The organism is Sphingosinicella xenopeptidilytica, from assembly GCF_042676985.1.
GTDB classification, from domain to species: domain Bacteria; phylum Pseudomonadota; class Alphaproteobacteria; order Sphingomonadales; family Sphingomonadaceae; genus Sphingosinicella; species Sphingosinicella xenopeptidilytica.
Genome location: NZ_JBHTIK010000004.1, coordinates 216,529 through 228,914 on the forward strand (window position 1 = coordinate 216,529; position 12,386 = coordinate 228,914).

The window sequence follows — 12,386 nt, forward strand, 5'->3', positions numbered from 1 at the left end:
CCGCAGCGGCAGCGGTGAAGGGGCTGCGGGCGCCTAGCGTGCGCGTTCGAAAAGTGCCGAAATCGTGTCGTTGTCGAGCCGGCGCTCGGCGGGATGGATGATCGCCGAGAGCGATTCGACGCGCCGGCGAATCCGCTCCGCGAGCATCCCGCTCGCATGGTGCATGGCCTCGCCGCCCAGCGGGTGCAGCTCGGCAAGGCCTTGCAGTATGAAGGCCGAAAGGTCGCCGCTCAGCCGATCGAAACGGCGGCGCACGGATGCGGGGCAGAGCGCGTAGGCCTCGATCACCAGTGCGGCATCGCGCAGGTGGCTGGCTTCGAAGTGTTCGATGTAGTTGCGCGGGCGCCAGTGGTGCAGGTCGCGGTCGAGCGCGGGATCGCTGCCGGTGACCTCGAGGAGCATGAGAACTTCATTGAACTGATTGAGGAAGTCGCTGGCGAGGCCAGTGTGGGGATCGATGCCGGTGATGGCCTCGGCGGCGATGTCCGCGATGCGCGAGGCCATGGCTTCCGTCATGTCCGGCGGGAATGCGGCGGCGTTCCGATAGGGCTCGCTCACTGTCCAACCGCCTGAGTCTGCGTCCATCATCCCCTGTCTCTTAGGCGGCAGGCGTGAAAAACGCCTTAAACGTCCACAACGTCGTTTTTTTTCGCCGGAGATGCATTTTTGCGTTGCAACATGTCGTGCTGCGGTGCAATATGATTATGCCTATATGGCGATCCTCCCCAAGGATTTGACTAGAGGGTCGGCGGTGACGCCGGCCCTTCTTTCTGTCTGGATTCAGACTGTTGCGTGAAAGCATCAACTGCGTTGCAACTTTGTGACCAGTGGGGCGAAATCACTTGTGCGTCGCCGCAGCGTGGTGAACACTCCCCCTGAAGCATGAGCTTCGGAACGACCCCTCCCAGGGCGAGCAGCGATCACAGCTGAAATGAAGGTGGAGGAATGATGAAAAAGGGAATTGGCAGCCGCGCGATCTCGACGACCGTGCTTGCGGCTGCAACGCTTGTCGGCAGCCTCGCAGTGGCGGCTCCGGCCTTCGCGCAGGACGCAGAAGCGACCAGCGATTGGGAAATCTCGGGCAACGCGGGAATTTTCTCGCAGTACCGCTGGCGCGGCATTTCGCTTTCGGATGAGGAAGTGGCCTTCCAGGGCGGCATCGATGTCGCGCATTCGAGCGGCTTCTACGTCGGCACCTGGGGTTCGAGCCTCGCCGGCTTCGGCTCCTACGGCGGCGCCAACACCGAAATCGACGTCTACGCGGGCTATGCCGGTGAAGCGGGCGGCTTCGGCTACGACATCGGCGCGATCTGGTATCTCTATCCGGGCACCAGCGGCACGGACGTGGTGGAAATCACCGCCTCGCTGAGCAAGGAACTGGGTCCGGTCGGCGCGAGCGTCGGCGTGGCCTATGCGCCCAAGCAGGACTCGCTCGGCAACGACGACAGCTTCTACCTCTACACGGATTGGTCCGCAGCCATTCCGAACACCCCGGTCTCGCTCAATGCGCACCTCGGCTACACCGACGGTTCGCTCTCGATCGACCGCGGGTTCTCGACCGATGGCGACTATCTCGACTGGTCTCTCGGCGCGTCGGTCTCTTACGACAAGCTGACGCTCGGCGTTTCTTACGTCGACACGGACGTGAAGGGCGGCGACCCGTCGATCAACAAGATCACGGACTCGGCGATCATCGTTTCGCTGACCGCGGCGTTCTGATCCAGCGATCAGTTCAGGGTAACGGAAGCCCCGGAAATCTCAGGATTTCCGGGGCTTTCTTGTGTCTGCGCGGCGGGAATGACGTGTGCCATTGGTCCAGATGAGAGGGTGAGGCGGGACGCGATAATGGGCTAAGGGAGCGTTAGGCGCATTAGCCCGACAAGGAGAGGCCGTGAACCAGACCGACGAGCGCATCCGAGCGAGTTTCGCAAAACAGGGGCTCATGCGGACATTGGGCGCGACGCTTGTCGATGTCGCGCCGGGTGCCGTCGAGATCGCCCTGCGGCCGGACCCGGCGGTTTCCCAGCAGCATGGTTTCGTCCACGCTGGCGCGGTGAGCGCCATTGCCGACACGGCGGCGGGCTATGCCGCACTGAGCCTGATGCCTGCGGGCCGGGGCGTGCTGACGACGGAGTTCAAGATCAACCTCGTCGCGCCTGCGATGGGGGATCGCATCGTCGCGCGCGGCAAGGTGATCAAGGCGGGCCGGACGCTGACTTTGGCGCAGGCGGAGGTGTTCGCGGAAAGCGGAGGGCAGGCGAGGCTGGTTGCCTTGCTGACTGCCACGTTGATGGCGATCGAGGCTCGCGACGGCATTGTCGACTGAGCGGCGAGCCGGCAGTTTTCCGCGCGCCCAAATGAAAAGGGGCCCGCGCTTTCGCGCGAGCCCCTGAACGGCCCAAATCCCCCGATCAGGCCGAATAGTACATGTCGAATTCGACAGGCGAAGGCGCCATTTCCCAGCGCAGCACTTCGTGCATCTTCAGGTCGATGAAGCTGTCGATCATCTCGTCGGTGAAGACACCGCCGCGCGTGAAGACCTTGCGGTTCTTGTCGAGGTTGACGAGCGCCTCACGCAGCGAGCCGCACACGGTCGGAACCTTCTTCAGCTCCTTCGGCGGAAGGTCGTAGAGGTTCTTGTCCATCGGCTGGCCCGGGTGGATGCGGTTCTCGATGCCGTCGAGGCCGGCCATCAGGATCGCGGCGTAGCAGAGGTAGGGGTTCGCCGTGGCGTCCGGGAAGCGGAACTCGACGCGGCGGCTCTTCGGACCCGTGCCGTACGGAATACGGCAGGAGGCCGAACGGTTGCGGCTGGAGTAGGCCAGCAGCACCGGCGCTTCGAAGCCCGGGACGAGGCGCTTGTAGCTGTTCGTCGAGGGGTTCGTGAACGCGTTCAGCGCCTTGGCGTGCTTGATGACGCCGCCGATGAAGAACAGCGCGGTTTCCGAAAGACCGGCGTAGCCGTCACCCGAGAACAGCGGCTTGCCCTTCTTCCAGATCGAGATGTGCGTGTGCATTCCCGAGCCGTTGTCGTCCTTGATCGGCTTCGGCATGAATGTTGCCGTTTTGCCATAGGCGTGCGCGACATTGTGCACGACATACTTGTAGATCTGCATACGATCGGCGGTCTGGACGAGCGTGCCGAAGGTGAGGCCAAGCTCATGCTGCGCTGCAGCAACTTCGTGATGATGCTTGTCCATGGGCAGGCCCATTTCGAGCATCACGGAGACCATTTCCGAACGCAGGTCGTGGCACGGATCAACCGGCGCGACGGGGAAATAGCCGCCCTTGGCGCGCGGACGGTGGCCCATGTTGCCCTCGTCGTACTCGCGGCCCGTGTTGGTCGGCAGCTCGATGTCGTCAATCTTGTAGCCGGAGCCGTTGTAGCCGTTTTCGAAGCGTACGTCGTCGAAGACAAAGAATTCGGCCTCGGGGCCGACATAGGCGGTGTCGCCGACGCCGCTGTTGCCGAGGAAGGCTTCGGCGCGCTTGGCGACCGAGCGCGGATCGGAGCCATAGAGTTCGCCCGTCGCCGGGTCGACGACGTCGCAGAACACGATCAGCATCGGCGTCGCCGAGAACGGATCGACATAGACCGAGTCGAGGTCCGGCTTCAGGATCATGTCGGACTCGTTGATGGCCTTCCAGCCGTCGATCGACGAACCGTCGAACATGATGCCGTCGGTCAGCATGTCTTCATCGACGACGCTCGCGCACATCGCCATGTGGTGCCATTTGCCGCGAAGATCGGTGAAGCGGACATCGAGCCACTCGATCTCCTTGTCCTTGATCTGCTTCAGAATGTCGGCTGGTTTGTTCGCCATTACTCGCCTTTCCTCTTTTAACCCTGCTGTTGTGGAGTTGTTATGGTGATGATGGTTCAGATGGCTTCGTTGTCGCGCTCGCCGGTGCGGATGCGGTAGGCCGACTCGATCGTCGACACGAAGATCTTGCCGTCGCCGATGCGGCCCGTTTTGGCGGCACCCGCGATGGCTTCCACGGTGCGCTCGACAATGGCGTCGTCGACGACGACCTCGAGCTTCACCTTGGGGAGAAAGTCCACGATATATTCGGCACCGCGGTAAAGCTCCGTGTGGCCCTTCTGGCGGCCAAAGCCCTTCGCCTCGACAACGGTGATGCCCGATACGCCGACTTCGTGCAGCGCTTCCTTCACCTCATCAAGCTTGAAGGGCTTGATGATCGCCTCGATCTTTTTCACCTGGCTTTACCCCTTGAACGAATTCGATCTGCCCCGGATGGGGTATTGCCTTCGCGTAACGCATGATCCGTGCCAGATGCCGCAGCGCGGCAAAGCGCAGGGAAGCGCATTTTCAGGGCAGTCACTTTGTCGAATGCTGCACGACTTCCGGGCATCTTGCCTAAAAATTCAGCAGGTGCATGTGCCTCGCTTGACGGCAGGCCGGGGCGCCCGTATGTGCGCATCCTCATCGCGTGTGGCGACCGTAGCTCAATCGGTTAGAGCGCCGGTTTGTGGTACCGGAGGTTGCGGGTTCGATCCCCGTCGGTCGCCCCAGTTTTCTCGCTTTTCCGCGCTTTTCAGCGAACCTAATAATCCTTCGACCAGCGCAGGTTGACGCTGGTGCCGCCGAGCGTCGCGACCGACGAGAGGATCGAAAGCGCACGCGTCAGCTCGATCTCGAGCTGCGTCGCGGTGTAGCCCTGCGCATCGGTGGCGACCTCCACATAAACGCGGTCGGTCAGGTACTCGCCCGCCGCGACAGCGGTCTTCTGGCCGGTGAGCTGGTTCGCCTCCATGATGCGCAGCCGATCGAGCCCGACCGCGCGGCGCACGGCGTTGATCGGGTTGATGCCGCCACCGCCGCCCTGCAGCGAGGCGACAGCGCCGGCGAGTTGCAGCGCCTCGGGCGCGGAAAGGTTCGAGATCGAGGTGCCGAACAGCACGCGCGAGAGCACCTCGTCCTGCGGCAGCGCGGGCACGGACGAGAAGGCGATCTCGGGGCGCTGGCCGGTGCCGCGGATGGTGATGGTGGCGGTGAGGCCTTCGACGCGCGCCTCGGCCGCGATGTCCACCACCGGATCGGGTGGATAGGTGCCGGTGAAGCGCAGTTCGCCGCGTGTCAGCCGGAAGGTCTTGCCCGCGAATTCGTAGTCGCCGCGCACGAGTTCGGCGACGCCGCCGATGCGCGGCGCGGTCGCTGACCCCTTGATGTCGAGGTCCGCCGACCATTCCGAATCGAGGCCCATGCCGCGCACCATGATCTCGTTGTTGCCGCGCGCCTTCACGTCGAGCTGCCAGACGGTGGGTTCCGCCGCGCCCTCCACGACCACCGGGTCTGCGCGCAGGAGTTCGGTGTTCTTCTCGCGCACGCGCAGAACCGGCACTTCGGTCTGCGCGGTCTGCCCGATATTGAAGCGCGCGCGGTCGATATTGACGTTGCCCGAAATGATGGCGCCTTCCGGGCTGTTGCTGATCCGCAAGGGGCCGCTCGCGGTGGCGCGAAGGTCGTCGCGGTTGAGGATCAGCGCCGATTTCAGCACCATGGCGATCTCGATCGGGAAGCCGCGTGCGAACGAAAGGTCGATGCCGCCGCTGCCGGAGATGGAGCCGTTGCCGGTGGCGCCCGAAAACTCGGTGAGTTCGAGGCGGGAGCCGGTGAAGCGCCCGTCGAGGCGGATGTTATCGACAACCGTGCCGGTGATCGCGCTTTCGATTCGCGACGTGCGTGAGCGTACGATGCCGGTGAGCGAGGGATCGCCGAGTTCGCCGCTGATCTCCAGCGCCACCGCGATATTGCCGCGCACGCTGAGCGCGCCGACGCCGGTCAAAGGCCAAAGCATTTCGGCCGGGCCGCGCCAGCGGAGCTGACCTGTGATCGGCGCTTTCATCAGACGGTCGAGCCAGGGATCGTCGATGCTGCCCGGGATCGACAGGAGACGGCCCTGCAGGATGCCGAGGCGCTGGCCGTTATCGAGGAAGGCGGCGCGCATCACCGCCTTGTTCGCTTCGAGCTGCGCGACGACGGCGAGATCGACGGGCTTCGAGAAGGCCTCTGTCGCGCGCGTGAAATCGGTGACGCGCAGCTTCGCGGTGCCGCGCGGCAGGCCGCCCGAGGGGAAGATCATGTCGATGCGCCCGCTCGCGGTCCCGGAGAAGTTCATGCCCGGCAGCGCAAGCTGAAGCAGGCCGAGCCCGGCGGCGTTGAGATCGGTGGTGAGGCTGATCGAATCGCCGAACGTGCCGCTGATCCGCGCGGTGCCGGAGGGCAGGTTGAGCACCACGGGCGCGAGGTGCCAGCCCTCTTCCTTGCGATCGAGACGCGCGGGGGCGGCGAGCGCGAACTTCTGGCGTGCGATCGTGCCCTGGCTGGTGACGATGATGCTTTCGGGATCGAAGCTCGCGGCAAGATCGAACGTGAAGGGCGCGCCGCGCTCGCCGGTGGCGATCAGCGCGGCGGTGCCTTCGCCCGCCTGCATTTCGAGCGTGCCCTTCAGCGTTTTCAGCAGCAGCGCCGATTGTTTCAGGCCTTCGATGTCGAAGCGGCCCGAGATTTCGGCGCCGGCCTCTCTGAGCACGATGTTGCCGTCTACCCAGCCGCGCCGGATGGTCGTGCCGCCGCCGAAATCGAGCCGTGCGGCGCGCGCACCGAGATTGGCGTCGATGCGCTGCACGCCGTCTTCGGGCGACAGACGGATTTTGCCCGAGATGCCGGTGCCGCGCACGTCGAGCACGCCGGAGACCGCTGGGGCGCCGTCAACGGCGCGGAGCGGGCCAGACGCGGTGAGCCCGGCAATCTCGGCAGCCTCGATATCGTATACCGCCTGCGGTGCGCCGGTGAGGATGCGGCCGCGCGCGCGCGCCGGGCCTGCGACCGTGTCGGCAAGCGCGGTGAAGGCGTAATTCTCACCCTGCGGCGTGAAGGTCGCGCGGATGTCGCGAAGCTCGATGCCCGCCGCGTAGCTCTTGACTCGGATCCGCGCTTCGGGGCGTGTTACGAGGCCGCCGAGTTCGACGTCCATCGGGCCGTACCGCTGCGAGACGGCATTGCCGTTGAAACGGATGCGCTGGTCCATCGCATAGGTGCCGCGCCCGGTGACGCGCATGTCGGGCGAGGTGAGCACGGCGTTCGTGAAGGTGACCAGGCCGTCGGGCGTACGGACGATATCGGCGACGACACGCGGATTGCCCTGGAAGAGGAAGGTCAGCAGGCCGTTGTCGAGCCGCTTCATCGCGGCGTCGGCCTTGCCGCTGATCCGCAGGCGGTTCTGGGCCCGCGCATCAGGTTCGAACAGCAGCTTCGCCTTGATGTCTGCCATGCCGAGACCGGGGATGACGTAGCGCGGCACCGACCCGTCGGCGTTCACGCTGTAGCGGCCCGTGCGTGTCTCGATGTTGAGGTCGGCAATCGCGGTGACGCGGTCGCTCGAAAGCTTGAGGCCCTTGCCGGTGATGTACGGGCCGTCGAGCGCGATGACGCCGGTGATGCGCGGGTTGGTCGCGAGATCCTCGATAAGTTCGCCGAGCCCGGTGACGCGAAGCGCGCGCGCCTCGATCGGAACGGCGAGCTTGTCTCTCGGGAGTTCGCCCTTGCCCGTCACCTCGACACGGTCGAGGCGCGTGGTGCCGATGGCGAGCCAGTTGGCGGACAGGCGATAATCGACGAGCGGGCGCGAGAAGGAGCCGTCGAGCGTCATCGCGAGGCGCATGTCGTCCGCCGTCATCGTCGAGATCAGCGCCTTCGGCTGGCGCACCGAAGCGCCCACCGACAGCGTACGGAAGCGGGATTCGGCGAGATCAACCGTGCCATCGAGTTCAAGCCCGACCGAAGGCGAGACGATCGAGGCGCGGCCTTCGATGACGCGCTCGGCGATGGTCGCGGCGGCATCCAATTCGATCGAGGGCGATCCGAACTTGCGGACGATGCCGCCGATGGCAAGGCCGGGGGAGGCGGTGCCCTTCAGCGCGAAGCGGCCATCGTCGGCGCTGAGCGCGAGGTTCATGAGCGGGCTGTCGCCGAGCGTGCCGACCGCCGTGCCGCGCCATTTCTCCCAGCTGCCTTCGCCTTCGATGGTGGCGACGAGCGGCTGATCGAGCCCGAGGATGCCGCCGACGACACCACCCGCTGGGGCAAGGAGCTTGCCTTCGATGTCGAACACCTTGTCGTCGGGCCGGGCATCGATGCGCGCGACGAGCGCGTCGCCGCCGGTACGCGAGGAGGCGCGCAGCGCGGCGAGCAGGCGGCCGCTCGCGATATCGGCGCCGCCATCCGCGGTGATGTGGTGCTGCTTGCCGAGCACGGGCGGTTCGAGCGTCAGGTCGCCGATCTCGAAACGGCCGACATAGATGTCGTAGTTCGGGAGGATCGGCTTTTCCTCCTTGCTCGGGATCAGCTTGGGCACCTTGAGCAGTCGCGCCTCTGGCACGACGAGCTTCACGATGTGGAGCCGGCGGCTGAACACCGCCTGCGGCCGCCAATCGAGCTCGACGCGGGGCGCTTCGAGGAAACGGCCCTGCGGGTCCGACAGGGTGAGACCATGGACGACGGCGGCGCCGTAGAGCGAGCCGTCGATCCGGTCGATGCCGATGCGCAGCCCCGATTCGGGCGTGAAGCCCATGACGCGCGCGACGAGCCAGACGCGGCCCCGGTCCGTGTCGAGCACGGTGAGCGCGGTGGCGATGAGCAGCGCGAGGCCGACGACGATGGCGGAAAGCCACAGGAAGCCGCGCATCGCATAGGTCCAGAACGGACGGCTCAGCACCTCGTCCTCGATCTCTTCGATGATGCCGTCGCGCCCCTCCATCAGAAGGCCTGCCCGATGGAGACGTAGACGGCGATGCGCGAATCGCCCCTCTGCCGGTTGAGCGGAGTCGCGATATCGATTCGGACTGGGCCGAAGTTGGTGTAGTAGCGCGCGCCGATACCGGCGCCGAACTGCAGGTCGCGGAAGCGTGGATAGGGGCGAGTGTCGATCTGGCCCGCGTCGATGAACGGCACGACGCCGAAGTTGCCGAAGCGGTAGCGTGCTTCGAGGCTGAACTCCATCAGGCTGCGGCCGCCGAGCGGATCGCCGTCTTCGTCCTGCGGGCCGACGTCCTGATAGCCGTAACCGCGTACCGACCCGCCGCCGCCCGCGTAGAAACGCCGCGACGGCGCGATGCGCGAGCGTGTGGCGCCGAAGATGGTGCCGAACCGCGCGCGGCCCGCGAACACGAGATTGTCTTCCATCATCGGCAGGTAGGCCGAGCCATCCACCTGCGCGCGCGTGTAGCCGAAGAAGCCGTCCTGGAATGAAGCCTCGGGGCTCACCCAGCCGGTGAGGCGGTAGCCGTGCTTGGGATCGAGAAGATCGTCGGTGCCGTCATACGCCACCTGCACGGGCGCGGCGGCGATGATGAAGGTGCGAAGCGGCGCGTAGCCCGGCGCGATGCGCAGGCTGCGGTCGCGCTCTTCGGAGGCCTGCAGCTCGCCGCCGATCCGGTATGTCCACGCCTTCTGCCAGATGAGGTTGGTCTCGCGCTCGATAAACGCGCCGAGGCCCAGCGTGCGGGCGTAATAGGCCTCGCGGTCCTCGACGCTGGCCTCGACACGCGCGGCGAGCGTGCGGTCGCGCTGCTTCCAGTTCGAGCGGCGGAGATCGGCGGACAGGCGCTGCTCCTGCGTGCCGAGCACGCCGCGGAACGTGACCTGCCCCTGCGGGCGAATGAGGTTCCGGTGCTGCCAGCTCGCTTCGACCCGGAAACCGTCGGTCGTGCTGTAACCGACCTGCCCGGCAAGCGTGCGCTGCGGGGCAGGGGTGAGTGCGACGACGAGGTTCACGGGTGTCGTGCCGTCGGCCTGCGGCGGCCCGCGCTCCGGTGTGATGCTCACCGTGCTGACAAGTCCCGTGGCGATGAGCGCGCGGCGAAGGTCCTCGATCTCGCGCGTGTCATACGGGTCGCCCGGCTTGAAACGGGCGAGGCGGCCGATGTGCTTGGCGCTGAACAGCGGGTCGCCATCGACATGAATTTGCCCGAAGCGGGAGTTGTCGCCGAGCTTCACGTTCAGTGCATAGCTTGCCGTGCGCGTGTCGTGATCGACGACGATGTCGGGGTTGTCGACGTCCGCGAACGGGAAGCCGCTTTCGCCGAGGCCGAGGCGAAGCCGGTCCAGCGCCGCGTTGAAATCGTTGGCGACGAGCGGCTGCTTTTCCTTGAGGTCGAGTTTCTGCTCGACGAGCGCGCGCTCGGCCTCGTCGTCCACGTTGATCTGGATTTCGCCAAGCGCGTAGCGCGGCCCCGTGTCGACTGCGGCGGTGACCTGAACGCGGCCATCGCGGGCGGCGGGATCGACCTCGATGGCGATCTCGGGATCGTAATAGCCTTCTGCGCGGAGCAGGCGCGTGAGCAGTTCGGTGTCCGCGCGCCCGCGTCGCTGAAGCTCGGCGAGCGAAGGCACGGTCTTGCTGCGCCCGGCATAAAGCGCCGAGAGCGATTTGAACGCGTCGGCGACCTTGAGGCGGCTGATCGGCCCCAGCTCGAAATCATAGCGGAGATCGACGGGCGCTTCCTGTGCTTCCAGCGCGACGTCGGCGTCGGCCGCCTCTTCCGCGAAGAGGTCTTTCCATTCGTCCTCGATCTCGGGAAGCTCCGGGAGCGGGACGCGGGGGTTGGTTCTCTGGTCGTCGGCGTCCGCGGGATCGGCGGGCGTTTCTCCCGATGCCGGGGGCGCAGGCTGCTGCGCCGCCGCCGGCGACGACAGGAAGAGCGCAATAGCCGCAATGCTGGTGCCGATCAGCGCTCGATACATTGCACGGGTCTAGCCGAAGCCGGCCCCGCGCCGGTAGGGGAATCTTGTCGACTTTCCGCTTTGGTCTATCGGCTCGTCGATGGATCAGTGCACTTCGCCGACGACATCCTCAAGCTGGAGCAGCATGATCGCGCGCTCGACCTGCCGCCAGCGGCAGAAAAGGTTGAGATTGCCGGAATCGCGGTAGCGATCGGCGATGGTTGCGGCTTCGACGACAGCGTCGTCACCGAACTTGGCGATCAGGCTCGAGGCATCCTCGAGCGAACCGCGATCGTGTATGGCAAGCAATTGCATTGGAGATAACCCCCGCCTATCCTGTTCCTGCACCTTCACCAGCAAGGCTGATGCCATCTTCCAACTGGCTGATTTAAAAGAGCTTTCCCTGTTTCGTTGGCGGCATGGCCTGTCCAGCCTGTTTCAGGGCGGGACAGGTGGTGCAAAAAACGGGTCCGCAGATAGCGAAGGAATGAGAAATGCAGGCTGAACGGCATGGGCGAAACCAGGGTACGCCCGCGGGACTGCTCATCGCGCTCGGGCTTTTCGCGGGCACGGGATTCGGCATCGTCCGGCATCAGGCGATGCTCGGCGCGGTGATCGGTATGGCGGCCGGTATCGCGCTTGCAGTTCTCTGGACGCTGTTTCAGCGCAGACGCTAGGTTTCAGCGCAGTTCGCGGCCCACCCAGATCACGCGGCCGACGATATCGAGGCTCTCCGCCGCACAATCCTCCCAGTTGGGCCAGCCGGGGTTGTCGCTCTTGATGGCGATGCCCTGCGTCGCCGGGTTCCGTGTCAGCCGCTTCACGACCACGTTGCCGCCGCTGCGCAGCGCATAGATGCCGTCACGCAGGGCTTCGGCGCCGTCGGCCGTATCTACGAGCACGGGGTCGCCGTGCGAAAGCGTAGGGTGCATTGCATCGCCCGCGATGCGCAGCACCGTGAGCGCCTGCGGATTGTCGCTGCATAGCCCGGTGACCCAACGCGCCTGAAAGGCGAGCGCGGCCTCGGGCGCGTCTCCGGCAGCATCCAGACAGGGGATGAGCAGATAGTCGTCCACCGCCGAGGCTTCGGCGGCACGGGCGATGACGGCTTGCCCCACGCGAGCCTCAGGGCCGCCCAGCACGTGTTCGGGCACATCGAAATGGCGCGCGAGCGTCCGCCGGTCATCCTCGTCGAGCTTGCGGGGCACGCCGCGCCGGATGAACTGCTGGATGTAGGTGGAGTTGCGGCCAATGAGGCGTGACACCGACGCGTAATCTTCCCCGCGTGCATGAATAAGTGTGTCGAGTGTCCGGCGAACGGCGGCTGCGTTCACGGCGTGCCTCCCTCGGGCAAACAATGATCGTTTTTATCCTAGACATGTAGGAAAACGCTTCATAGTTGTTTTTTACCGATCAGGAAGGGGAGAAAACAATGTCGCTGTTGTTTCAAATCGAACGTTGCCTGAAACGCACACGTCTGACGCCCACGCGCTTCGGGCGTAATGCCCTCGGCGATCCTCGACTCGTGTTCGACCTCAGGCGTGGCCGCGAACCGCGGCCGCGCACGACAGCGCGCATCGAGGCTTATATTCGCGGGCTCGGCGCCTGATGCCCTGCCCACTGATGCGAACGGTACGGGGC

11 protein-coding genes and 1 tRNA gene are annotated in these 12,386 nt (G+C 65.4%); 5 read left to right on the forward strand and 7 right to left on the reverse strand.

Translation table 11 applies throughout. From position 1 onward, the window contains the following. Positions 1-33: 33 nt before the first annotated feature. Positions 34-588 carry a hypothetical protein gene (locus tag ACFQ00_RS07490; RefSeq protein ID WP_381488458.1) on the reverse strand — a complete coding sequence of 185 codons (555 nt, stop codon included), beginning with the start codon at positions 586-588 and terminating at the stop codon, positions 34-36. A 357-nt stretch (positions 589-945) separates the two neighbouring features. On the opposite strand from ACFQ00_RS07490, the gene ACFQ00_RS07495 reads away from it, so the two are divergent. Then, the gene (locus tag ACFQ00_RS07495) at positions 946-1,719 is read left to right on the forward strand and encodes a TorF family putative porin (protein ID WP_381488461.1); all 774 of its coding nucleotides are present in this window, start codon (positions 946-948) and stop codon (positions 1,717-1,719) included. Between the two features lie 172 nt (positions 1,720-1,891). Continuing rightward, positions 1,892-2,326: a PaaI family thioesterase gene (locus tag ACFQ00_RS07500; protein ID WP_374599184.1), complete on the forward strand. Its 435-nt coding sequence runs from the start codon at positions 1,892-1,894 to the stop codon at positions 2,324-2,326. A gap of 85 nt (positions 2,327-2,411) precedes the next feature. On the opposite strand, the gene glnA is transcribed toward ACFQ00_RS07500, so the two are convergent. Then, a complete protein-coding gene (gene glnA, locus ACFQ00_RS07505; protein WP_381488465.1) occupies positions 2,412-3,824 on the reverse strand; it encodes a type I glutamate--ammonia ligase in 1,413 nt (470 codons plus the stop codon). 56 nt (positions 3,825-3,880) lie between these two features. Next, entirely contained in the window at positions 3,881-4,219 is a 339-nt protein-coding gene (locus ACFQ00_RS07510) for a P-II family nitrogen regulator (protein ID WP_381488467.1), read from the reverse strand. A gap of 238 nt (positions 4,220-4,457) precedes the next feature. On the opposite strand from ACFQ00_RS07510, the gene ACFQ00_RS07515 reads away from it, so the two are divergent. Then, a tRNA-His gene (locus ACFQ00_RS07515) sits at positions 4,458-4,534 on the forward strand. 32 nt (positions 4,535-4,566) lie between these two features. On the opposite strand, the gene ACFQ00_RS07520 is transcribed toward ACFQ00_RS07515, so the two are convergent. From ACFQ00_RS07520 to ACFQ00_RS07530, 3 genes are all read right to left on the reverse strand, one after another. Then, entirely contained in the window at positions 4,567-8,781 is a 4,215-nt protein-coding gene (locus ACFQ00_RS07520; RefSeq protein ID WP_381488470.1) for a translocation/assembly module TamB domain-containing protein, read from the reverse strand. After that, positions 8,781-10,766 carry an autotransporter assembly complex protein TamA gene (locus ACFQ00_RS07525; RefSeq protein ID WP_381488472.1) on the reverse strand — a complete coding sequence of 662 codons (1,986 nt, stop codon included), beginning with the start codon at positions 10,764-10,766 and terminating at the stop codon, positions 8,781-8,783. The genes ACFQ00_RS07520 and ACFQ00_RS07525 overlap by 1 nt, the downstream gene beginning before the upstream one ends. Before the next feature lie 84 nt (positions 10,767-10,850). Further along, positions 10,851-11,060 (reverse strand): hypothetical protein, encoded by a 210-nt coding sequence (locus ACFQ00_RS07530; RefSeq protein ID WP_121048184.1) that lies wholly within the window; start codon positions 11,058-11,060, stop codon positions 10,851-10,853. Between the two features lie 179 nt (positions 11,061-11,239). On the opposite strand from ACFQ00_RS07530, the gene ACFQ00_RS07535 reads away from it, so the two are divergent. Continuing rightward, complete coding sequence (locus ACFQ00_RS07535; protein WP_381488475.1) at positions 11,240-11,422, forward strand: hypothetical protein; 183 nt, start codon at positions 11,240-11,242, stop codon at positions 11,420-11,422. 3 nt (positions 11,423-11,425) lie between these two features. Here ACFQ00_RS07535 and ACFQ00_RS07540 read toward each other — a convergent pair whose 3' ends face one another. Then, the gene (locus ACFQ00_RS07540; RefSeq protein WP_381488478.1) at positions 11,426-12,010 is read right to left on the reverse strand and encodes a S24 family peptidase; all 585 of its coding nucleotides are present in this window, start codon (positions 12,008-12,010) and stop codon (positions 11,426-11,428) included. Positions 12,011-12,177: 167 nt separating this feature from the next. Here ACFQ00_RS07540 and ACFQ00_RS07545 point away from each other — a divergent pair, with 167 nt between their 5' ends. Next, entirely contained in the window at positions 12,178-12,354 is a 177-nt protein-coding gene (locus ACFQ00_RS07545) for a hypothetical protein (RefSeq protein ID WP_381488481.1), read from the forward strand. The last annotated feature ends 32 nt before the right edge of the window (positions 12,355-12,386 follow it).

Bases quoted from the DNA above. Each gene is read 5' to 3' on its own strand.
- ACFQ00_RS07490 (WP_381488458.1), bottom strand. From the start codon at position 588: ATGATGGACGCAGACTCAGGCGGTTGGACAGTGAGCGAGCCCTATCGG.
- ACFQ00_RS07495 (WP_381488461.1), top strand. From the start codon at position 946: ATGATGAAAAAGGGAATTGGCAGCCGCGCGATCTCGACGACCGTGCTT.
- glnA (WP_381488465.1), bottom strand. From the start codon at position 3,824: ATGGCGAACAAACCAGCCGACATTCTGAAGCAGATCAAGGACAAGGAG.
- ACFQ00_RS07520 (WP_381488470.1), bottom strand. From the start codon at position 8,781: ATGGAGGGGCGCGACGGCATCATCGAAGAGATCGAGGACGAGGTGCTG.
- ACFQ00_RS07525 (WP_381488472.1), bottom strand. From the start codon at position 10,766: ATGTATCGAGCGCTGATCGGCACCAGCATTGCGGCTATTGCGCTCTTC.
- ACFQ00_RS07530 (WP_121048184.1), bottom strand. From the start codon at position 11,060: ATGCAATTGCTTGCCATACACGATCGCGGTTCGCTCGAGGATGCCTCG.
- ACFQ00_RS07535 (WP_381488475.1), top strand. From the start codon at position 11,240: ATGCAGGCTGAACGGCATGGGCGAAACCAGGGTACGCCCGCGGGACTG.
- ACFQ00_RS07545 (WP_381488481.1), top strand. From the start codon at position 12,178: ATGTCGCTGTTGTTTCAAATCGAACGTTGCCTGAAACGCACACGTCTG.